Source organism: Aestuariibaculum sediminum, from assembly GCF_014596945.1.
Lineage (GTDB): Bacteria > Bacteroidota > Bacteroidia > Flavobacteriales > Flavobacteriaceae > Aestuariibaculum > Aestuariibaculum sediminum.
The window spans coordinates 784,241-807,446 of sequence record NZ_JACVXB010000001.1; the positions used below are offsets into that span (position 1 = coordinate 784,241).

Here is a 23,206-nt window from a genome sequence, read left to right on the forward strand (position 1 = left end):
TAAGAATTATTTAATATATCTATTTAAAATATAAGATAGCTTTGGCTTTATTCCTTTTATTTCCTTTAGTGAAGTATGTTCGTTACTAAACTTATCTTTTAAGGCCTCTAATCTCCAATTTATGCTTAAAAATTCTGGTTTTTTTAAAAACAACTCCAAACAACTTCTTAATCCTTCCTTTAGTTCAATATAATTATGGTCTCCTAATAATTTGGTAATTTTAGAGTTATCAAACCTTCTATCATAACATCTATCATATTTAACTTGATAATTATTTTTAACTAGTTCTATAAATTTATTAGACTCTAACAAATATACTTTTGGCAAATATCCTAATTTTTCTTCTAGTATCTCCAAATAGATATTTAAAACCTCTCCCCATGAATAAGATGTCCCTGTTGTAATATTATAAGTCTCGCCCAATGCTTTTTTATTTCCTAAAATAGCAAGAATTCCTTTGGAAACATCTAACCCATGAGTCATAGTTGTTAGCTTATCACAGAGTTCTTTTGAAAAAACTATAGCCCTTCCTTTTAATACTCTATAGAGCCACTCTTCTTTTTCTAAAACCCCAAGCTGAAAACGGTTTTCGCTGTAAGTTATGTAAGGCCTTATAATTGTCCAGTTATTACTTTCTGATGTTTTTAAAACATCTTCTTGTTTTGCTTTTATTAACGAATACTCATCTGTACTTAAAAACTCTTTATCTTCTAAACTATCTAATAACCTTAAAGAAGTTTCTGTAAGAGGTGTTTTTGAATTATTAAATACTCTAGCCGAACTCAAATACACGTACTGAGCAGTACTATCTAAAAAAAGACTTATTCGCTCGTTAAATTCTAATGAAGAATAAACCATAAAATCAACAATAACATCCCAATTATTACCTAATAATTCTTTAACAAAAGACACATCTTTAGCATCTCCTTTAACATAGGTTATGTTTTTATAACTAATCTTGTCCCTACGGCTTGTAACTACAACTTGATGATTTAGGCTCTTCAATTGTTTAACTAAAAAAACTCCCATAGCACCAGTTCCTCCTAAAATTAAAATTTTCATTTTTTAAATGCTTTTCTAATTATTATAATTTTATCAGAAACAATATTACGCACCTTGTTTCGCATATGTTTATCCATACCAATAAAGTACATACTTACCGATGAAAAAAGAACACTTAAAACCACTAACAAAAATTTAAGTATTAATTTATCTTCAATAAATAATTTAAAGAATGGCAGTAACGGAATTAAAGAACATAGCATTACACCTATAACAGGAACCATTACCTGCTTTAAATATTTACCAATTTGTAATTCGATTAAATATTTTAAAATTATTAATCGAATTATAAACATAAGTATATTAGCTAAGATGGCAACCAACAAAGTATAATAAGCATCAAATCCAGACTTAAATAAAATCCAAGAAACAAAAAATATCAATATTTGTATTGTTCCTAAAACTAATTCATAAATTTTCATCTTTCCTGGAGCCCTAGCTGCTGTTGTCAAAGGGTATCCTATGGCCATTATTAATACTTCTACAAGAGATAATCTACAAAATAGAACAGTCTGCTCAGGAACCTCTTTTAACCAAAGCATTAAAATTGTATCCATTGTTAAAAACAATGGTAAAGCGAAAACCCATATTAGAAAAAACGTAAAGCGTGAACCTTTAAAAATTAAGGTAAACATTTCTTCTTTTTTCTCTGCAGCAAATGCTTTAATAATTGGAGGATAAAGGCTCATATTAAAATTTGCTGAGAATAAACCTACTTGGGTAGTTATATTTGTTGCTATCGCCATAGCTGCAACTACAATAGGGTTGAAGGTTTGGTTTAATAAAATAATAATACCTTGCCTTCTAAAAACTGCACTTAATTGTCCAAATAGAGTCCAACCTGTAAAATTTATTAAATTTTTAAACAGCCCTAAATCCCAATAAAACTTTTTAAATTGGCACTCTTCATATTTTTTTATACACACACTAAGGTAAATACTAAAGTTTATAATAGCTACAACAAATAAAAGTAATCCGTACAACTCTAATTTATCCCAAGGTAAATACATCAATAAAACAACAACACCTAGTTTCATTAAAACTTCTACAATAGAAATATATGCATAAATTTTCATGTCTTCATGAGCAATTATAATTGCCATAAAAGGTGTATTCAATACCGACATGATGAAAGTAAAAATAGAATAATGAAACAGTAATATAGCAGAATCAAACCTATAAGATGGTATTTTTAATTTTTCGGAAACATACCACAAGCCTATTGATTCTAAGAGTAAAAAAGCAATTACACCAATAGAAACATAAACCACTAAATTAACAGAAAAAGTTTGTTTTAATTTAACGCCATCGTTACGCCCAATTTCAAAAGAAAAAAAACGCTGAGTTGCAGAAGCCATTGTTCCCTTTAAAAAAACAAATAATAAAACAACACCCCCCACTACAGAATAAATCCCATAATCTTCAGGACCTAATACATTTAATACGACTCTAACCGTATATAGACTGACAAATAGAATTAATATTTGCCTTATATATAACATTATAGTATTTTTGGCTATACTGTTGGTTTTGATTCTCTTTGCCAATGATTTGTTTAAATTAACTTTTCCGTTCAACCCCTTTACTAACTAGGTTATAAAATTAAAGGATTAACCTTCATATGTTCGTGAGCTTCCACAAAATCCTTTAGTTTTCTTTTCATTAAAATCTAACTTAAATTAACACCACTCAACATTACTCTTTAGGACCTTAGCTGGATATCCACCAATTAAACATTTTTCTTCCTTAAATATTCCTTTAACAACAGAATCACTGGCAATTACACATCCATCTGGAATATATGTCCCTTTATAAATTTTAACTCCACAACCAATCCAAACATTATTCCCAATAAATATTTCATTATTTACATCCACTTTTTTTCCCAAGTATCTAATTTCATGAAAATCATTATCTAAAAACTGACAATCCCATGAAATAATGCAGTTATCACCAATCGTTAATTTATTTGTAATTATTAATTTAGAATTGGAATTAATGTAGCCATTCGATCCAATTTGTACCTCAGCTCCTTTTCCTACATCAATTTTACACCCTCTACCAATAGAATATTTTCCTTTGAATTTTAATTTTCCACTAAGATTTAAAAAAGTATACTCACCTTTACGGGTAAACCCATTATTATTTAAACCTATTTCTAAAAAATCGTTAGAATACAAATTTTTAACTCCTTTGATTACTACGTTCTTATTTACTAAAATTTTTTTTTGGTGAAAAATCTTATAGTAAAAAAAATTCAACAAGATTAAGCAAAAATTAAATTCCTTATATTTTGAAATAAACCTTAACAAATTTTTGTTATTCATTAATTTCCAGATACCAATTATAAATTTGTTCAATTCCTTTCTTCAATTCCACCTTATGTTTCCAACCTAGCCTATTAAGTTTTGATACATCGGTTAGCTTACGCATCGTTCCATCAGGTTTTTCGGTATTAAAGACTAAATTTCCTTTAAAACCAACAATATCTTTTATTGTTTCGGCTAACTCTTTAATGGAAACATCAACTCCTGTCCCGATATTAATGTGTGTATTTCGGATTTCTGGTTGTTTAAGAGACCCTGAAACAAGTTCAGGGTGACGCGACGCCATAACATCGCCAAAATCTCTATTTTCCATCAAAAACACACAGGCATCAGCCATATCTTCACTCCAAAGAAACTCCCGTTTCGGCTTTCCTGAACCCCAGACTTCTACACTGTTTTCAGAAACCCCAAATTTTGCTAAGTATGCTTTAGCCTCCTCTATATTAGAAACGTTTAAGTCTTTAATAACCTCATCAAATTTTGTTTCAGAAAGTAACTTCGCTGAATGGATTTTGCGAATTAATGCAGGTAGTACGTGGGATTTTTCTAAATCGAAATTATCATTCGGACCATACAAATTGGTTGGCATTACCGAAATAAAATTCGTGCCATACTGCAAATTATAACTTTCACACATCTTAATGCCAGCTATTTTTGCTATCGCATAAGGCTCGTTTGTGTACTCTAAAGTATCAGTTAACAAATACTCCTCCTTCATGGGCTGAGGGGCATTTTTAGGGTAAATACAAGTACTTCCTAAAAACAACAATTTCTTTACCTGATGCACATAACTTTGATGAATCACATTATTCTGAATCATCATGTTCTCATAGATAAAGTCAGCTCTGTAAACATTATTAGCAACGATTCCTCCAACTTTAGCTGCCGCTAAAAACACATACTCCGGTTTTTCTTCTTCAAAAAAAGAAGCCACATCCAACTGATTGGTCAAATCCAGTTCTTTATGTGTTCTTGTGATGATATTGTTATAGCCTTTACCCTGCAGGTTATTTAAAATAGCACTACCTACTAAACCGCGATGTCCAGCTACATAAATTTTAGCTTGTTTATCCATTCGATTTATTCAAAATAATTCATAATTTGATAACCGCCTTCTTTGAGATATTGCTCCTTCTTCATGAGTTTTATATCGCTTCGCATCATATCTTTTACTAAAGCTGGTAAATCGTATTCTGGTACCCAACCTAGCTTTTCTTTAGCCTTTGTTGCATCTCCAATAAGCAAATCAACTTCTGTAGGTCTAAAATATTTAGGATCAACGGAAAGTACTTCTTTACCAATAGGCAATTGGTATTCAGAATTACTACAGGATTTTACAAAAGCTTTTTCCTCTACCCCTTCTCCTTTAAATTCCAATTCGATACCAACTTCTGCAAAACTCATTCTAACAAAATCACGAACTGTTGTCGTTTTATTCGTTGCAATGACCCAATCTTCAGCTTCTTCTGCCTGCAGGATCATCCACATCATACGTACATAATCTTTGGCATGCCCCCAATCGCGTCGTGCATCCAGGTTTCCTAAATAGAATTTATCTTGTAATCCTAAAGCAATTCTAGACGTTGCTCTTGTAATTTTACGCGTCACAAACGTCTCACCTCGAATTGGCGATTCATGATTAAATAAAATACCGTTACACGCATAAATACCATAGGCTTCGCGATAATTAACCGTAATCCAATAAGCATACATTTTAGCCACCGCATAAGGGCTTCTTGGGTAAAAAGGTGTTTTTTCAGTTTGAGGTACTTCCTGAACCTTACCATATAATTCTGAAGTAGACGCTTGATAAATTCGTGTCTTTTTTTCCATACCTAACAGGCGTATGGCTTCTAACAAACGTAACGTGCCCAAACCATCGGCATTCCCTGTATATTCGGGCATTTCAAAAGACACATGTACATGACTCATGGCCGCCAGGTTATATATCTCATCTGGCTGAACCTCCTGAATTAAACGGGTTAAATTGGTACTGTCTGTTAAATCTCCATAATGAAGAAAAAAATTACGATCCTCAACATGTGGATCTTGATATAAATGATCGATTCTATCGGTATTAAACAAAGAGGATCTTCTTTTTACGCCATGGACTTCATAGCCTTTCTTTAATAAGAACTCACTTAAATAGGCCCCATCTTGACCAGTTACACCAGTAATTAAAGCAACTTTCTTTTTCATTTATATTTGAATTAATAGCTTAATTTAATAGCAAAAATAACACATAAACCAAGCTTTGCAAGATATTTCGGATTGTTTAATCCTCTTTAATAACATATTTATGAATACTTAAATAAAACCTCAAGCTTCATTATTAATTCCCTATTTATTTAAGAAGATTAACAAAAATTTCAAAACTAATATGTTAACTTGAAATCATTCTAAAATTTACCAAACAATTTTCTAAACTGTCTTCCCAATTTGTTATATTAACTTTCAATATTTCTTTGGACTTCACAGTATCTAAAACACTATAATTAGGTCTTTTAGCAAGTGTCACATAATCTCCTGTGGATACTGGATTTAGCTTCACCTTTACTTTGAACTTGTCAAAAATACTTTTCGCAAAACCATACCAACTTACAGCTCCTTCACTACTAAAATGATAAATACCAAAGGTGCTATTTTTACAACGTATTATTTTGATGATCACATGAACTAAATCAACTGCGTAGGTCGGTGTTCCGATTTGATCTGACACCACTGAAATTTCATCTCGTGTTTTTGCCAGTTGCAACATAGTTTTCATAAAATTACTGCCGTATTCCGAGTACAGCCAGGAGGTTCTAATAATAAAATGCTCCTTTAAAATCTTCCGAATTTCAACCTCCCCTTGCAATTTGGATGCGCCATAAACATTTATTGGATTAGGCACATCGGTTTCAGTGTAAGGTTCCTTTTTTTCGCCGTCGAAAACAAAATCGGTCGAAATATGAATTAAAATAACGCCATGAGTTTTACAGGCCAAAGCTACATTTTTCACACCTTCCGCATTAACGGTAAAAGCCTTTTCCTTTTCAATTTCTGCTTGATCTACATTTGTGTAGGCGGCACAATTAATACAATAATGAAAAACCTCTTTTTCGAAAAATTGATTAACCTGTTCTTTATTTGTAATATCCAATACTTTAGAGTCAGTAAAAACAAACTCTATCTGATTGTATTGCTTCGACAACGCCTTCAAAGATTGTCCCAATTGTCCATTGCTTCCAGTCACCAACACTTTAGTATTCATGATAATTCAAGCTTTTTTTAAATGTTGGCAATACTTTATCTTTTTCGGAAATGATTAAGTCTTCTTCTGGAAGAGCCCAATCGATATTTAAATGGTTATCATTAAAAATGATACCTGCTTCAGAAGCTTTATTGTAATACGCATCACATTTGTAAGAAAACAAAGTGTCATCTTCTAAAACCACAAAACCATGAGCAAATCCTTTAGGAATAAAAAGTTGTTGTTGAGATTTGTCATCTAAAACTATTGAATAATGTTTTCCGAAGGTTTCTGAATCTCTTCTCAAGTCCACACACACATCCAATACGCTTCCTTTAATAACTCGAACTAATTTTGCCTGAGCAAACTGTCCGGTTTGATAATGAAGGCCTCTTAAAACGCCTTTCGAAGATTTAGACTGGTTATCCTGAACAAAAGTAACTCGCTGTCCTATTTCTTTTTCAAACAATTTTTCGTTGAAACTCTCAAAGAAATAGCCTCTATCGTCTTCAAAAATTTTAGGCGTAATAATGAAACAGCCTTTTAAGTATGTTTCTTCTACAATCATTCTTTAATTAATTGCTGAAGATATTCGCCGTAACCGCTTTTAAGCAATGGTTCTGCTAATTTTAAAAGCTGCTGTTTACCTATAAATCCCATTTTATACGCAACTTCCTCAATACAACCTATTTTTTGCCCTTGACGTTCTTCAATAACCTGAACAAATTGGGAGGCTTGCATCAACGATTGAAAGGTACCTGTATCCAACCAGGCTGTACCACGATCTAAAATACTCACATATAGCATACCTTTCTCTAAATAAGCTTTATTAACATCGGTAATTTCGAGTTCACCACGGCGGCTGGGTTTAATATTTTTTGCTATTTCAATAACGGAATTATCATAAAAGTAAATACCTGGTACAGCAAAATTAGATTTAGGATGCTCCGGTTTTTCTTCAATAGAAATGGCTTTATTTTCACTATCGAACTCCACCACACCATAACGTTTCGGGTCTAAAACATGATAAGCAAAAATAACACCACCTTTAGGCTTTAAGCTAGCTTGTAAGGTTTCGTTTAAACCAGAACCATAAAAAATATTATCTCCCAAAATTAAAGCAACATCGTCTCGTCCGATAAAGTCTTCTCCAATTATAAAAGCTTCGGCGAGTCCTTTGGGTTCTTCCTGAAGCGCATAATTAAAAACGCAACCATAATCACTTCCATCACCTAAGAGCGCTTTAAACCTAGACATATCCTTTGAAGTACTTATGATTAAAATTTCATTAATTCCTGCCGACAACAGCGTCGTTAAAGGATAATAAATCATAGGTTTATCATATATTGGCATCAATTGTTTACTTACCACTTTTGTGAGTGGATATAAACGTGTACCGGAGCCTCCTGCCAATATAATCCCTTTCATTTATTTCTTGTATTTAGCTATATACCAGTCTATCGTTTTTTGAATACCTGATTCAAAATTTTCTTTAGCTTTCCAACCCAAATCTCTTTCGATTTTAGAGGCATCTATAGCATACCTAAAATCATGCCCTGGCCTATCATTTACAAATGTTATTTGCGATTCATAGGATACCTTTTTAGGAACTTTTTTATCTAATATTTCACAAATGGTATGCGCTATATGTAAATTATTTCTTTCGTTATTTCCACCTATATTATAGGTTTCACCTGGTTTTCCATGTTGAAAGACCAAATCAATGCCTTTACAATGATCTTCAACATACAACCAATCCCGCACATTCTTACCATCGCCATAAATTGGAATTTGTTCGCCAGTTAATGCTTTTCGAATGATAGTAGGTATTAATTTTTCATCGTGTTGCTTGGGTCCGTAATTATTTGAACAATTCGTGGTAACCACATTCATACCATAGGTATGAAAATAACTCCTAACAACCATATCTGAGGATGCTTTTGAAGCACTATACGGACTATTAGGCGCATAGGGCGTGTTTTCTGTAAATAATCCCGTTGCTCCTAACGAACCATAAACTTCGTCGGTTGAAATATGATGAAATCTCGCTTCCTCATACCCTTGCTTTATTGTTCTAGACCCCCGCATCCAATGATTTTTTGCTACATCTAAAAGATTAAATGTTCCCAGCACGTTGGTTTGCATAAAAGCATCCGGATTATGAATTGAATTGTCTACATGCGATTCTGCTGCAAAATGAATAACACTTTTAAAGTCATATTGTTTAAACAACTTTTCTAGTTGACTTCTATCACAAATATCGCCTTTTACAAATGTATAATCGGCATGATTAGGTAAATCCTTTACATTAGTAAGGTCGCCCGCATATGTTAATTTATCTAAATTGACAATTTTAAAACTAGGGTGTTCTTTTAAAAAGTAATTGATAAAATTACTTCCTATAAAACCGGCTCCCCCTGTTATTAAAATCGTCATATTTAGGTTTTTAGACATTTTCTTGTTCTCTTAAATACTTACCTAAACCAAGTAAAACAAATACAAAAAGCGTCACTCCAAATAACAAAATAGGTAAAACAAATTTCTTTTTACTCGTCCATTTACTTATATCATAACCAGTAACAGGAAAGTCTGCTATTACATTAACAGCTTTTCTGTTTTTTGTCTTTGCAACATTAATGGCTCTCCTTTGACTTTCTAAACTCATTCTTTTATCTAAAAGCACAGACTCATCTACAATTAAATTATTAGACTCACCTTGTCCCATAAACAAATTCGTTCCCGAACCCAAACTTGAATTTAATTCCTTATTAGATTCATTTATTCTAATTTCTAGGTATTGCTTTAGTAAAGAATCGTTCTTTCTTACTTGCTCCTGCAATGTTATATCTTCTTGCTCAAGGTTTTCCAGAGTTACTTCAACCAATTCATTTAAATATTCATTACTCGATATTTGTTTTACAAAGGCCTTTTCAATTTTACTATATAAACTTTTATCGGTCGATGCAACGCCAATCATATGCATTTTAAAGTTATATGCGTTTAATGACTCTTTAAACGCTTTAAATGAAGCGGTTAACTGGGATATAGAATCTAAACGTTGATAAAAATTAGAATACATCTCAGACAACTTATTTTCATCGATATCTGGATTTATGTAAAACCCTTTTAGATGAGCAGCTTCTGTTGGCGTAATATTTAAGCGCTTTGCTAATTCCAAAGTATCTTTATCTTCATGAGCTAATTGATGAAATTCTTTAATATTTTCATAAACTTGTCGTGTAGATTCAAAATTAGTTTCAATAAACATATTCGCCCCGTAAAGTGTATCTGAATTTTTATCAATAATAAAACCAACAACCACTCCTAAAACAACCGCTCCTACATACCAGATAAAACGCTTATAAAAATGAATCATCAAGAGTAAAACAACTCTAAATAAACCTTTAAAAATACCCGCTATAAACTTAAAAAAACGGTCGAAAGCATTACCAATAAGTTTAAATAACTGTCCTAAATCCACTTCTTCAGACGGCTGATTTGGGGTTTGCAATTCTTTGCTCATATACTACTTTGTTAATTGAATATTTGTTCTATTATTTTTCTTGTTATCAAATAGGTCGGTTTTACCCCCGAGGTCCCTAAACCTCCAGATGCTAACGTTGCTCCTGTTTCTAAAGGGTTATCACTCGCATAATAGGCATATCTAACTTTTACATCTTTTTTTATACTTCCTCTCACCTTCGAGGCCGCTTGTATCGCTTTTTGATAGTGTGCACCTTCCATTTCCAAACCAATGACACGCCAGGTTGAATTATGGAAAAATTTTAAGATATCCTTATTCTGTAAAGACGTCCCTAAAACAGTGATCATACTCCCTTCGTAAACATCGACACCACAGCCTTCTAAATCTGCTTTCTTTAATTCGTTTTCAAAAGGGTAATTATCGGCTGTACCTTCAAAAATATGCGCTGAAGGAATCATAATATCTCCCTTACCGCCTTTTAAAATTCCAGCTTTACCCATAACAGATATAGACTCCACATCTAAATGAACACTTTTACCTTTCGCTTTAAAAGGTTTCAACAATTCGTCAATGGTTTCGTAAGCCTGTTCTCCAAAGGCATAATCCATGACCAAAATTACAGGTTTTTTATTTTCTAAGTAAGAAGAATCTTCTTTTAAATCTATTTTTGAGAAATCTATAACATTTGTGTCAAAAATTTGAACATCAATATTAGTTCCTGAGGTATCTTTAATATAAATCATACCACTTTTTGATGCCGTTTCAAACACTGTTTTCCGCAGCGTCTCATTTTCTTTGTCACTTAAGGCTTCATAAATCGTAAAAACATCCTTTTGAGATACAGCATCACCTAATGCAGAAGGTGCAAATAGTGTATTCATAACACTATGCATATTGGCGCTTATAATATGAAAAGGTCGCTCCAAAAGCCCTTCCTTAAACAAGACTTCTTTTATGTGATCTGCCCATATTTCACCATGAATATGATGCCCGATACGTTCTCTTAACATCGGACTAAAAGTAACGGTTCTCTTATTGGTAGTTGTCTGCTCTTCTATAGCTAATTTTCCGAGCCAATAAATAATATGTAAAAAGCGTTCCGGTTGACTTTTTGTAGCAAACTGATGATACACTGTCATCAATTCGTTAAATGTTCTTCCTAAAATATTAGCGGTATGCGTTATGGCTACTTCGCGCTCTTCCTGAGTTAATTCCTGTTTGGTTAAAACTGCTTTTTCCAGTTTTAACCAATCGCGTGTTGTAGCCCCTGATTCGTTTATAACTACACGTTTACTAATTTTATGTGATTCAACAAACAGAAAGGTTAAATGCGTTAAAATATCATAGATTTCTGAGCGTCCACGTGTAATCTCAATATTCATTTGTTCAGCATCAATCCTGTAACAATTTCGTCTTCTTTTTGAAGGAATTATAGGCTTAAAATGCGAATTTAAATAGCCTTCATCACTTGTTAAGTTGATAAACATGCATTCTTCAATCCCCATAGGAAGCCGGTCAATAACATACAACAACCCTTCGAGTTCGGCTTTTTCATCGCCAATAGACCCGTATATTTCAGGGCGTAAAAGTAATAACGATTGCCTTAAGGTTTCACCCGAAACACCCATGGGTTTATAAAACCCACGATTAAATAAATGACGCATGGTAATATACATCCTTTCGATGGCATTTGAGCTTTCCTGAGCTCGCGTTCTTCCGTGATGTTTTTTATTAGTCATACGTATAATTAATCGGTCAAATATACTACTATTTCGTTTAATCGATATGAGGAAAACCCTCAACAATCTTACGGTCATTAGATAGTCTAGGCAATTTATTTTGCCCTCCTAGCTTGCCTATAGATTTCATATATTCCTTAAAGCCATCTTTTTTAACTTTCCTAATCACTAAAGGCCTTAGTACCTTACCTTGAATTAAATCAAAATAATAGGTGTTTTGCTTTTGAAGCGACAAATCTATTTTTTCAGCTAATTCCAATAAATCGTCTGGTTCGTTTTCAAATTCAATAAACCATTCGTGATAAGGCAACCCTTCACTTGGATTTATTTGCGGCGCAACTGTAAATTCAGACACTCTAATGGACGTATTAATAATAGCATCTTGCATCGCTTGCTCCACTTCCTTACCGATAACATGCTCACCAAACGCCGAAATAAAATGCTTAATCCTACCCGAAACAATAACTCGATAAGGTTTTGTTGATGTAAACTGCACCGTATCGCCAATATTATACCCCCACAATCCAGCATTGGTTGAAATAATCATTACGTAATTCACTCCAATTTTTACATCCTTAATCGTAATACGTTCTGGATTTTCATTGAAAAATTCATCGGCTTTAATAAATTCATAGAAAATTCCGGAATTTAACATCAGAAGCATACCTTTTTCGTTTTGTTTATCCTGATACGCAAAAAAGCCTTCGCTGGCAGGATACAACTCTATACTATCCACCTTTCTGCCTATAAGATTTTCAAACTTGGCGCGGTAAGGTTCGTAATTAACACCTCCAAAAATGAATAGATTGAAATTTTTAAATACGTCACCAACTTTTTTTCCTGTTTTCTGCTGAAGTTTCTCAAAATACATTTGCACCCATGATGGAATTCCAGAAATAACGGTCATGTTTTCAGGCAAGGTTTCCTCAACAATAGCATCGACCTTTGTTTCCCAGTCCTCAATACAGTTGGTTTCCCAAGATGGCAATCGGTTTTTCTGAAGATACTTAGGCACATAATGCGCGACAATTCCCGACAATCTTCCTAATTGAATACCATTTTGCTCCTTTAATACCGGGCTTCCTTGAAGAAAAATCATTTTACCATCCACAAACTTACTGTTCCCTGTTTCGTGTATGTATAATAAAATGGCATTTCGAGCTGCCTCAACATGGTAAGGCATACTTTCCTTGGTTAAAGGGATGTATTTAGCCCCAGAAGTGGTCCCTGATGTTTTAGCAAAATATAAAGGCTTGCCTTTCCAAAGTATATCTTCTTCTCCTGCCACTACCCTTTCGACATATGGTTTTAAATCCTCATAATCTCTTATTGGTACCCTTTTTATAAAGTCGGCATGATTATTAATACTCACAAAGTCGTGATCCTGGCCGAACACTGTTTTTGTGGCTTCGGAAATGAGTGTTTGAAACACCTTTTCCTGAGTCTCAACAGGGTTATTCGCCCATTTTGAAACCTTTTTATATATACGTTTAGCAAATGGCTTTGCCAAAGCTGATTTTAATGAAATCATATATTATTTAAAATCTATAAAATTTGTTGGATTCACCGGATAGCCGTCATTCCATAATTCAAAATGTAAATGTGGCCCTGTCGATAATTCACCTTCGTCACCAGAGGTTGCAATAACCTCGCCTGCTTTTATTAAATCGCCTTGTGCCTTAGTTAAAGACGCATTATGTTTATACACCGAAATTAACCCGTAACTATGTTCTATAATAATAACATATCCGGTACTTGCCGTCCATTCAGCAAAAATAACAATACCATCGGCAACCGCTTTAATTGGGGTGTTTTTTGCCACTACTATATCGACTGCGTAATGCTTATCCTTTAAATTATAGGGTTCACTAATCGTTCCGTTTACAGGCGAAAACAATATAAAATTAGAAGACGATGTGGCCGATTCAAAAAGATTATATTTATCCTCTTTATCTACTTTTTCTCTTAATAAAGAATCTTCGGCGCTTGGCGCAAAATCCACTTGACTCGCTTCCAGTTTCACTGCCTGTATGATACTATCTTTATTTACATCGCTAGCGCTTACATCGCCTTTTAAAACCTGTTTTATAGATTGAAAATACCTATCGTTTAAAGCTAAAGCACGCTGCAACGAATCGGTTTTATAACTTAGTTCTGTAGCTTTCTTTTTTAAGGCTGTAGAAGAGTATCCAGGAATGTATTCTCTTAACGGCGTATAGGCAATAATTAAACAAGTAATAAACATTAAAAAAATAGCCGACAACGACGCCAAAACAAACACGTTTAAGCGTGTTAATTTGAGTGATAAACGTTCTTCAAATGTATTCTCGTTAAGAATTACCAAGCGATATTTATCGAGTAATTTGCGCTTTATTTTTTTGGGTCTTTTCTTTTTATCGTTCATGGTGAAAACAAAAATAATTAAAATAACTGCATATTGACTTTCCTTTATTCTAAAGTTATTGTTAATAACGATTTTATTACACTTTTAATTATTACATTTGTGGAACAAAATTAGTTATTATGATTTCATCAAGTATTTTTTTAGGAATGATTGGAGCTCCTCAGATTATTTTAATAGTCGTTGTAGTCTTATTATTATTTGGTGGCAAAAAGATCCCTGAATTAATGAGAGGACTTGGGAGTGGCATTAAAGAGTTTAAAGACGCGAGCAAAGACGAAAAAAAAGAAGATAAACAATAAATTATCTCTTATCGATACACAAAAAAACCAGCTAGTTAGCTGGTTTTTTTGTATCCATATTTAAACAAACTCTATTCTATTTTTACCGATTTAATGATAGATTCCAATTCTAACATATAATCGCGCTTTTCTACCGAAGGTGCAAAGGCAAAACCTTCAATCACAACCCATCGGTTATTGGTTTTATCTTCAATTGCACAATTTAAAAAAGGGCCTCCCATAAAATCATTTTTTAAGTCCCAAATACCTCGAGTTTCAATAGCTGGTTTATTATCAATTATTGTTTCTGAAACAAATGGCGCATAAGCCATTTCGGTTGTCATATAAGATTCTATTTTTTCGCCATTCGCCTTCATTTCACCATCTTGCCTACCTTTAATATATATTTTAGCAATGGAATCCCTTATTTTAATTATTCGACTTCCTAAGCTATCGTTTCGCTTAATTGCAGAGAGCGGTAATTCAAAAATCATCAGGTTTGTTGTACCCGTAGTTATATCTTTTCGAATCCAGAAAAACCCATCGGTTTCTTTTGCTAAAAAATATGCAGCATCATATTTAATAGTAAGACCTAATTTTTCTTTAATAGATTCATGCTTGTGCGGTGACTTAGCCATTTGACGCTGTCTTTCATCCAATTCCATTTTTCGAAAAATACTGACAATTTTATCGCCATTTTCTTTGATTAACCCTATTACCTCTTGCCTATCTTTACCGGTTATAGTTATCACCTTTTGAGGTTGGGCATATACATTATCTGAAATTTTAACATCGGCCGTTTTGTTTAATTGTATTTTTAAAATTGTGCGGTTTCTGGTAACAAAACCGGAAAAAACCGATGGAGGAATCTGACTTAACGTAAATGTAGGCTCGTCTTGAGGTAAGCCGTAAACAGGCGCGGCAAGCACTTCTCTTATTGCATCACCAATACTACCACCCCACAGTTCATTTTCAATTATTACTGAAACATTATTTATGTTTCCTGATGAATCTAAAATAATCTTTTTGTCGGACGATTTTTTATCGCCACAAGACATTATAAGAAGTAGAGTTAATATTGAAACAATATAGTTTTTCATAGTTCGATAAATTTAAGGAATTATCCTTTAGAAAGTTTAAGCTTCATTCCTGGTTTTAAATTATTACCACTAATACCGTTCCAATCTTTAATATTTTGAACAGAAATTCCAGGAAATTTTTGAGAAATGCCCCATAAAGTATCCCCGCTTTTTACCACATACGTGGTTACTTTTCCAGTAATAGCGCTAGATGACTGGCTACTGTTTACTGCCATATGCGGGTTTCTAGGATATATAGTTAATCGTTGACCTATTTTAATATCGTTACTTCTTAAACCATTCCATTGTTTTATCTGACTTACTCTTACGCCATATTTTCTAGCAATTTTGCCCAAAAAATCACCGGATCTTACTTTGTAAACGGTTTTGGCATCAGCATCAAAAAATTGAGGTAATGGTTTTTCTCGTGCATCGAATTCTGCTTTAGCAAATGCATATATTTGTTCCTCATTGGTAACAAAATCCCCAATAACTGTTCGAGGTAATCGCAACGTATAGTTTTCATCCTTAATGTAAGGAATGATATCTAACTTATAGGATGGATTTAAAAACTGCAGCTCTTCCATCGGCACCCCTGTAACTTCGGCCACCTGATCGAGGGTTATCATTTGTTTAACACGGATAGTGTCGGTTTCAAAATATGCCACTTCAGGCCTTGGCTTGGTAAAACCATGTTCCTCGGCGAACTCAAATATGTACATATTAGCCAGAAATGCAGGCAAATACCCTGCTGTTTCCCGAGGTAAATTATGTCTGATATTCCAATAATTTTGATACCCGCCTGAACGTCTAATTGCTTTCGATACATTACCCGGCCCTGAATTATACGCCGCTAAGGCTAAATCCCAATCGCCAAATATCTCATATAATTTTGATAAGTATTTTGCAGCGGCTTCGGTAGATTTTATAGGATCGCTACGTTCATCTACATAACTGCTAACATCTAAGCCATACATTTTACCAGTGCTAAACATAAACTGCCAAAGTCCGGTAGCTCCAACTCTAGATTTTGCTCTTGGTTTAAGTGCCGACTCTACTACTGCTAAATATTTAATTTCAAGCGGAATATTATAATTATCTAATTCCCTTTCGAACATTGGAAAATAAAACGCGCTTAAATTTATTAAGCGTTGCAGCAGTTCCCTTCTATTTTTTAAATAAAGCTTAATAACACTTTCAAGACTAGGGTTGTATTCAACATTAAATGGCGTTTTAGCGTTTAACAAAGCTAGTCGCGCTTTAAGCGTATCGGTGGGTAATTCTGGGTAGTCGACGGTTTTATAATCTAATTGTGTTACCGTATTATACACGGTATCGTACAGCGAATTACTGTATAATTCTTCTAGCCACTTTTCGTCTATTTCAGCAGCAAGAAAATGATCTTCAAATTTCTGAATTAAAAGGGAATCATTTTGAAATAAAACTTTAGTAACCACAGGAGTCGCAGCGTCTACCAACGAGTCCTTTTGCTTGGTTTTATTGTAAGAAATACTATCCTGTTTTACTTCAACGACATCATTTGTTTGCGAGTATGCACTCGAAAACATCACAAAACACATAATTATAAAAAAGCGAAAAGCCATAAAATCAATTCATTACATTATTGAACGATAATATGGCTAAAATCGTATTTTTTAGGCTAAATTAAAAACTTAATCCTATTTATTCCTGGATTGCAGCAATTCCGGGTAAAACAATTCCTTCTAAGCTTTCTAACATAGCTCCACCGCCGGTACTTACATAACTTACTTTATCATCGAATCCAAATTGTTTAACGGCAGCTACAGAATCTCCTCCGCCTACTAAAGAAAACGCTCCGTTTTTAGTTGCTTCAGCGATAGAATTTCCTAATTCTATAGTTCCCTGAGCAAAACTCTCCATCTCGAAAACCCCTAAAGGCCCATTCCATAAAATCGTTTTACATGCCATTACCACCTCATGAAATTGCTTTCTGGATGCCGGACCAGCGTCTACACCTTCCCAGCCATCTGGTATAGCGTTAATATCGACCACTTGTGTATTGGCATCATTACTAAAAGCATCTGCTGCTATAGTATCTACTGGAATATGTACCTGTACATTTTTTGCTTTGGCTTGTTTTAAAATATCAAGAGCTAAATCCATTTTATCATCTTCACAGATAGAATTTCCTATTTTACCTCCTTGTGCTTTTACAAAAGTAAAGGCCATACCACCACCAATAATTAAATGGTCTACCTTATCTAAAATGTTTTCTATAATTGTGATTTTAGAAGATACTTTTGCTCCTCCTAGAATGGCTAAAACAGGTTTTTCTCCTGTTTTCATAACCTTATCAATACTTTCGATTTCTTGAGCCAATAAACTTCCAAAACATTTATTTTCTGGAAAAAACTGCGCTACTATTGTTGTTGAAGCGTGCGCTCTGTGTGCTGTACCAAAAGCATCATTCACATAAATATCTCCTAATTTTGCCAATTGAGAAGCAAAATCTTTATCTCCTGCAGTTTCTTCACCGTGGAAACGTAAATTTTCTAGTAACAACACTTCTCCTGGTTGTAAGTTTGCAGCTGCTGCTTCGGCTTTTTCACCTACACATTCGGTAACAAATTTTACTTCAACACCTAAAATTTCAGAAACTTTAGCAACGATATGATTTAAAGAGAATTCATCCTGAACACCCTTTGGACGTCCTAAATGCGATATTAAAATACAACTACCTCCATCTTCTAAAATCTTTATAATGGTCGGTTTAGCAGAAACGATACGCGTGGTATCTGTTACATTGAATTTTTCATCTAAAGGCACATTAAAATCTACTCGAATTAATGCTTTTTTATCTTTGAAGTTAAAATCGTTTAGCGTTTTCATTTGAATTGTTAATTTATTTTGTTTCACAAATGTAACTAATTAAAAACAGGTTTAAAACGCCTTTTTTCACGAAAACGATGTAGCTTTTAAAAGATTTTTTTAAAATTCGATCATTTAAAAAAGAAAACCGAGTAAATCATGCAATTTACACGGCTAACTAATTATTATTGAATAGCGTATTATTTCTTAATTATTTTTATACTTTCTGAAGTATTACCCGAATCTATTTTAGCGATATAAATGCCATTTGGAAGATTTGAAACATCTAAATGAACTTCAGAGTTATTACATAGCTGAGACAGTACCTGCTTGCCTAAAACATTATAAATAGAAATCTGGTCTAAAATCACATTGGCCTTAAGGTTTAAGACATCTCTGGTTGGATTAGGACCAAAAGAAAATCCGTCAATCTTAATATGATTTGCCGATAAAGTTTTCATATTTAATTCAAAATCATCGAATCCTAAATAAGCATTACCATTTTGATAAATAACTAATCTCATGCGAACATTTTCATACCCCGCAGGCACATTAAACTTAACCTCTTTCCACCCTCTGGAACTGTATTTACCGTCTAATGATGTTTTAAAAATATCTTCATGGGCATCGTAAGTCTCCCAATTATCGCCATCGTTATAGGCCACTTCATAATAAATATAATCTGAGGATTTAAGATTAACATACTGCACATGAAATTTAATTTCGGCGGCAACCCCAGCTAATTGGATAGGGTCGAAAAACAGGATATGTTCTGGTGAAGATTTTCCGGTTAACTTTTGTGTATGCTCGTTATCTAAATCGCGTCCGGCTATATAGTTTCGTCCCGAAAAAGCTTGTGGAATCCGCCCATTGGCTTTAGAAAATTTTCCCCAAATATCGGTTCCATTATTTTTTTCATAAAAGGGAATATTCGAAGTGAAACCCCAACTATCGCTGCTCGTATCATCAAAATCTTGCTTAAAAGCTTGCCCTTGAACCATAAATGAACAGGCCACACACATAAGAAAGGCTATTATAATTCTGTTCATAATTATTAATTTAATTCACTTAAACTTAATAGATTAACGAGGGAGATTCAAATCTAAATTAAAAACGGAAAAATGCCTTACAAACTCGATAATCGGCTTTTTAATTAGCCTTATTGCAATTGTTTTTAGTTAATCTTTTATGAATTCGGTTATATTTGTCACATGTTATTTTCTGAAATTTTAGGTCAAGACTATATCAAATCCCATTTAACACAAAGTGTTGATAATGGTAGAATACCACATGCACAATTGTTTGTAGGCCCAGAGGGTTCGGGCACTTTACCAATGGCCATTGCGTATGCGCAATATATACTTTGCAAGAATAGCAATGGAGAAAATAACACCGGAAACGAATCCTGTAATTTAAAGTTTGGTAATCTTTCACATCCCGATTTACATTTCGCATTTCCTGTTACAACTAGCGATAAAGCTAAAAGTCATCCTGTTTCGAGTCACTATCTCGAAGAATGGCGTTTAATGCTGAAAGAGCAGCCCTACGGTAATCTGTTTGATTGGTATAAATATCTGGGTGTTGATAATAAACAAGGGCAAATTGGTGTGGACGAGGCGCAGGATATTATAAAATCCTTATCGCTAAAATCATATGAAGGAGGCTATAAAGTAATGATTATTTGGATGGCCGAAAAACTGCATACCGCAGCAGCCAATAAACTGTTAAAGCTTATTGAAGAGCCTCCATCAAAAACTATATTTATTCTTATTGCCGAAGATGAAGAACAAATTATAAATACGATTCGTTCTCGTTGCCAAATACTCCATTTTCCTCCATTGGCCGAACAAGCCATAAAAGAAGCACTTAAATCAAAATACGATTTAAACGATACGGCCGCGAGCAAAATTGCGCATCAATCTAATGGTAATTTTAACAAAGCCTGCGATTTAGTGTATCAGGATTCCGAAGATATTCAATTTGAAACCTGGTTTATTTTTTGGGTTCGAAGCGCCTTTAAGGCTAAAGGCAATAAAGCAGCTATTCACGATTTAATTTCTTGGAGTGAAGACATTGCTAAAACAGGTAGGGAAACCCAAAAACAATTTCTTCAATTTTGCATTGATTTTTTCCGACAAGCTTTACTTTATAATTATAGCGCCAACAATTTAGTATTTCTGGAACCGAAGACCGAATCTTTTAAGTTAGAAAAATTTGCGCCTTTTGTGCATGGCAATAATATTATGGATATTAGTAATGAACTACAGGATGCGATATATCACATTGAGCGTAACGGAAATTCCAAAATCATTTTAACCGATTTATCAATTAAACTCACGCGATTGTTACACAAAAAAGCTGAATAATTAAAAGTTGACATGCAATAACAGGTTTGGCGTAAATCCAAGAGCATTTTTATTGATTTCCCTTAAAACAAAACTATCGTCCTCGGCGCTTTGCCTAATCTCATATTTGCGACTTAATACATTCTTTTGATTATAAATATTTAAGAACGACAGACCTACTTTTCCACGCCAGGTGCTGTTTTTAGTAAAATTAAAGCCATAGATTACCGAAAAATCTAATTTATGATAATTGGGTAGTCTAGCACCATTGGTAGCCTCAAAATCGATTTCAGGCCCTTCATTGGTTTCTATTAACCCGTTTGCCCTAGTGTAAGGAATACCTGTTCTAAAATTCCATCCTAGGGACATTTTAAAATTTTTCCAGTCGTAACTATGCGACCAAATGACATGATGTGTGATATCGGAATTTCCTGAAAATGGATCGCCATCATTTAAACTGTTAAACGTAAAATCATTATCCATAAAAGAATAACTAAACAAAGTGTTATAGCTATTAATTTTCTTTTTTAACAGCACATCTAAACCAAATATTTTGCTTTTACCCTTTGAGAAGAAATCGTCTATGTTGTCAAAACCCAGCGTAAATGACGTTAGACCATTTATTTTTTTATAATATCCTTCTATATCTAAATACCAATTGTTTTTGTTGAACACAACCCCCGAAGTAATTTGCAAACTGTTTAATACAGGTGTTTCTTCTGTATCAGAAATAACCCAAATCTGATTTTCTAAACCAAATTCTTGTGTATTAAATTCAATCACCTGGCTTACGGACTGATGTAAATTTTCAACGGATGTTTTAATTTTAAACGCAGGAGACATATACATTTCGAGTTGCACACGAGGCTCTAAGAAAAATCTACGTACAGAAGAAAAATAATTGGTGCGACCACCTATATTAACCAACCACTTATCTCTTATTGTGTATTTATAATCGGCATAAATAGCGTGACTATTATTCGTTTTATCCCTCATTTCAAAGTAATTATCTTCCGGACTCTCACTGTCTTCAAAGCTCAGTTCATACTTTACGTTGTTTGATGCATATTGATATCCAAAACCAAGTTTCGATATACTATCTAACACATAATTCGCATTAAAAGAGATGCCGGCATCGGTAACTTTATTTTGTTTGTAAAGTCTATCGTTAAACTCGTTGGTAATGCTATTTGTGCCTTGATATTCTAAGTTGTAATTTGAATAATAAGCATTAATGTCGTGTGAAAAAGAATTATTGTATTTTCGATTCCACGCCAAGCTAGACCCCTCATTTCTAATATCTAATTGGTCTTGTGAAGCTTCATCATATTCTTCAATCAAAAAGCCATAATCTAATTTATTTTTTGTGATAATATTACTAAACACTATACTGTTATTCTCATTTGGGTTTATGATGGCTTTTAGTGTCGCGTCATTAAAATAAAATAAATCCATGGTAGTCGTTACATTATCATCTTCAAAGACTTTATTCCCTTCTGAAATTTTTGTTTCCTGAAATACGCGCTTGGACAAATTCTTAAACGTTTCTGTATCGACAATATCAGCAATAGAACGACGTGCTGCTAACATAATTCCAACTTTTTCATTTATCGGAATTTTTACATTCGCATCACCATGAGTCATATTAAACCCTGCGCCTCCTGAAAACTTTGATGTTAAATCTGAATCAGAAGCAATATCAATAACCCCCGATATTCTATTACCATATTTTGCGTTAGTTCCATTTTTATATAACTTGATATCTTCTGTTATATAAGGGTTTAATGCTGATATGGTGCCAAAAAAATGCCCAGAGTTATACATTTTAATACCGTCCCATAAAATTAAATTCTGATCTGGGGTGCCACCACGAATAAATAAACCAGAAGCCGTTTCGGTAGGACTTTGAATACCAGGCAGTAGCTGAATAGTTTGTAATACATCGGGCTCAATTAAACCCGGTAAAACTTCTATACGCTTGGGTGATAGTTGTATGGAGGTATCATTGTTATTGACACTTATACCAGAGGCAATATATTTTTTAACTACAACACGCTGCAAACGCTGTGTATCGGTTAAACTTTTATCCTTTATTTTTTTTACTGTATAATAACGTTTAGTCTCCTTTGTAAACGATATATCAGAAATGGACTCTATATCGATTAAAATATCTTCTAATAACGACTCCTGAGCTATTAGGGAAATACTTTGCTGACCTATGGAGTTTGCATTATAGGCAAACTTCACATTAAATTTCGATTCTAAATCTAATAGCACTTCCGATAAAGGCACATCTGAATAATTTACAGATACCTTTACCTGAGAAGACATTAAAAATGAGATAAAAAAGAAAAATAATACCAGTTTATATGTCATTAATTCGGCTAAAGTTTGTTAAAACTAAAG

Annotated in this window: 20 protein-coding genes; 2 read left to right on the plus strand and 18 right to left on the minus strand. The window is 33.5% G+C overall.

Annotated features, from left to right (window positions below; all coding sequences use genetic code 11):
- Positions 1–6: 6 nt before the first annotated feature.
- The 13 genes from ICJ83_RS03625 to ICJ83_RS03685 form a co-directional block, all read right to left on the minus strand.
- Complete coding sequence (locus tag ICJ83_RS03625; RefSeq protein ID WP_188228981.1) at positions 7–1,062, minus strand: NAD-dependent epimerase/dehydratase family protein; 1,056 nt, start codon at positions 1,060–1,062, stop codon at positions 7–9.
- Positions 1,059–2,639, minus strand: coding sequence for a lipopolysaccharide biosynthesis protein (locus ICJ83_RS03630; protein ID WP_223154582.1), 1,581 nt, complete (start codon positions 2,637–2,639; stop codon positions 1,059–1,061). Before ICJ83_RS03630 ends, ICJ83_RS03625 begins: the two co-directional genes overlap by 4 nt.
- A 102-nt stretch (positions 2,640–2,741) precedes the next feature.
- Positions 2,742–3,389 (minus strand): acyltransferase, encoded by a 648-nt coding sequence (locus tag ICJ83_RS03635; RefSeq protein WP_188228982.1) that lies wholly within the window; start codon positions 3,387–3,389, stop codon positions 2,742–2,744.
- Entirely contained in the window at positions 3,382–4,464 is a 1,083-nt protein-coding gene (locus tag ICJ83_RS03640; RefSeq protein WP_188228983.1) for a GDP-L-fucose synthase family protein, read from the minus strand. Before ICJ83_RS03640 ends, ICJ83_RS03635 begins: the two co-directional genes overlap by 8 nt.
- A gap of 5 nt (positions 4,465–4,469) precedes the next feature.
- Positions 4,470–5,588, minus strand: coding sequence for a GDP-mannose 4,6-dehydratase (gene gmd, locus ICJ83_RS03645; RefSeq protein WP_188228984.1), 1,119 nt, complete (start codon positions 5,586–5,588; stop codon positions 4,470–4,472).
- 184 nt (positions 5,589–5,772) lie between these two features.
- Entirely contained in the window at positions 5,773–6,642 is an 870-nt protein-coding gene (rfbD, locus tag ICJ83_RS03650; RefSeq protein WP_188228985.1) for a dTDP-4-dehydrorhamnose reductase, read from the minus strand.
- Entirely contained in the window at positions 6,632–7,189 is a 558-nt protein-coding gene (gene rfbC / locus ICJ83_RS03655) for a dTDP-4-dehydrorhamnose 3,5-epimerase (RefSeq protein WP_188228986.1), read from the minus strand. Before rfbC ends, rfbD begins: the two co-directional genes overlap by 11 nt.
- Positions 7,186–8,049: a glucose-1-phosphate thymidylyltransferase RfbA gene (gene rfbA, locus ICJ83_RS03660; protein WP_188228987.1), complete on the minus strand. Its 864-nt coding sequence runs from the start codon at positions 8,047–8,049 to the stop codon at positions 7,186–7,188. The genes rfbC and rfbA overlap by 4 nt, the downstream gene beginning before the upstream one ends.
- Positions 8,050–9,057 (minus strand): dTDP-glucose 4,6-dehydratase, encoded by a 1,008-nt coding sequence (gene rfbB, locus ICJ83_RS03665; protein WP_223154583.1) that lies wholly within the window; start codon positions 9,055–9,057, stop codon positions 8,050–8,052. It abuts the gene before it with no gap.
- Between the two features lie 10 nt (positions 9,058–9,067).
- A complete protein-coding gene (locus ICJ83_RS03670) occupies positions 9,068–10,144 on the minus strand; it encodes a hypothetical protein (RefSeq protein WP_188228989.1) in 1,077 nt (358 codons plus the stop codon).
- An 11-nt stretch (positions 10,145–10,155) separates the two neighbouring features.
- On the minus strand, positions 10,156–11,844 hold the full coding sequence (locus tag ICJ83_RS03675) for a DUF6909 family protein (protein ID WP_188228990.1): 1,689 nt from the start codon (positions 11,842–11,844) through the stop codon (positions 10,156–10,158).
- A 37-nt stretch (positions 11,845–11,881) separates the two neighbouring features.
- Positions 11,882–13,375, minus strand: coding sequence for a GH3 auxin-responsive promoter family protein (locus tag ICJ83_RS03680; protein ID WP_188228991.1), 1,494 nt, complete (start codon positions 13,373–13,375; stop codon positions 11,882–11,884).
- A gap of 3 nt (positions 13,376–13,378) precedes the next feature.
- The gene (locus ICJ83_RS03685) at positions 13,379–14,248 is read right to left on the minus strand and encodes a M23 family metallopeptidase (protein ID WP_188228992.1); all 870 of its coding nucleotides are present in this window, start codon (positions 14,246–14,248) and stop codon (positions 13,379–13,381) included.
- A gap of 119 nt (positions 14,249–14,367) precedes the next feature.
- Between ICJ83_RS03685 and ICJ83_RS03690 the strand changes: the two genes are divergently transcribed.
- Entirely contained in the window at positions 14,368–14,547 is a 180-nt protein-coding gene (locus ICJ83_RS03690; RefSeq protein ID WP_317173253.1) for a Sec-independent protein translocase subunit TatA/TatB, read from the plus strand.
- A 71-nt stretch (positions 14,548–14,618) separates the two neighbouring features.
- On the opposite strand, the gene ICJ83_RS03695 is transcribed toward ICJ83_RS03690, so the two are convergent.
- From ICJ83_RS03695 to ICJ83_RS03710, 4 genes are all read right to left on the minus strand, one after another.
- Positions 14,619–15,626 (minus strand): DUF4837 family protein, encoded by a 1,008-nt coding sequence (locus ICJ83_RS03695; RefSeq protein WP_188228993.1) that lies wholly within the window; start codon positions 15,624–15,626, stop codon positions 14,619–14,621.
- Positions 15,627–15,646: 20 nt separating this feature from the next.
- Positions 15,647–17,209, minus strand: a complete 1,563-nt coding sequence (locus ICJ83_RS03700; protein ID WP_188228994.1) for a LysM peptidoglycan-binding domain-containing protein — start codon at positions 17,207–17,209, stop codon at positions 15,647–15,649.
- A 79-nt stretch (positions 17,210–17,288) separates the two neighbouring features.
- Positions 17,289–18,476 carry a phosphoglycerate kinase gene (locus ICJ83_RS03705; RefSeq protein ID WP_188228995.1) on the minus strand — a complete coding sequence of 396 codons (1,188 nt, stop codon included), beginning with the start codon at positions 18,474–18,476 and terminating at the stop codon, positions 17,289–17,291.
- Positions 18,477–18,655: 179 nt separating this feature from the next.
- On the minus strand, positions 18,656–19,504 hold the full coding sequence (locus tag ICJ83_RS03710) for a T9SS type A sorting domain-containing protein (RefSeq protein WP_188228996.1): 849 nt from the start codon (positions 19,502–19,504) through the stop codon (positions 18,656–18,658).
- Between the two features lie 162 nt (positions 19,505–19,666).
- Here ICJ83_RS03710 and ICJ83_RS03715 point away from each other — a divergent pair, with 162 nt between their 5' ends.
- Positions 19,667–20,821 carry a DNA polymerase III subunit gene (locus ICJ83_RS03715; RefSeq protein WP_188228997.1) on the plus strand — a complete coding sequence of 385 codons (1,155 nt, stop codon included), beginning with the start codon at positions 19,667–19,669 and terminating at the stop codon, positions 20,819–20,821.
- On the opposite strand, the gene ICJ83_RS03720 is transcribed toward ICJ83_RS03715, so the two are convergent.
- The gene (locus tag ICJ83_RS03720) at positions 20,822–23,176 is read right to left on the minus strand and encodes a TonB-dependent receptor plug domain-containing protein (protein ID WP_188228998.1); all 2,355 of its coding nucleotides are present in this window, start codon (positions 23,174–23,176) and stop codon (positions 20,822–20,824) included.
- Positions 23,177–23,206 lie beyond the last annotated feature (30 nt).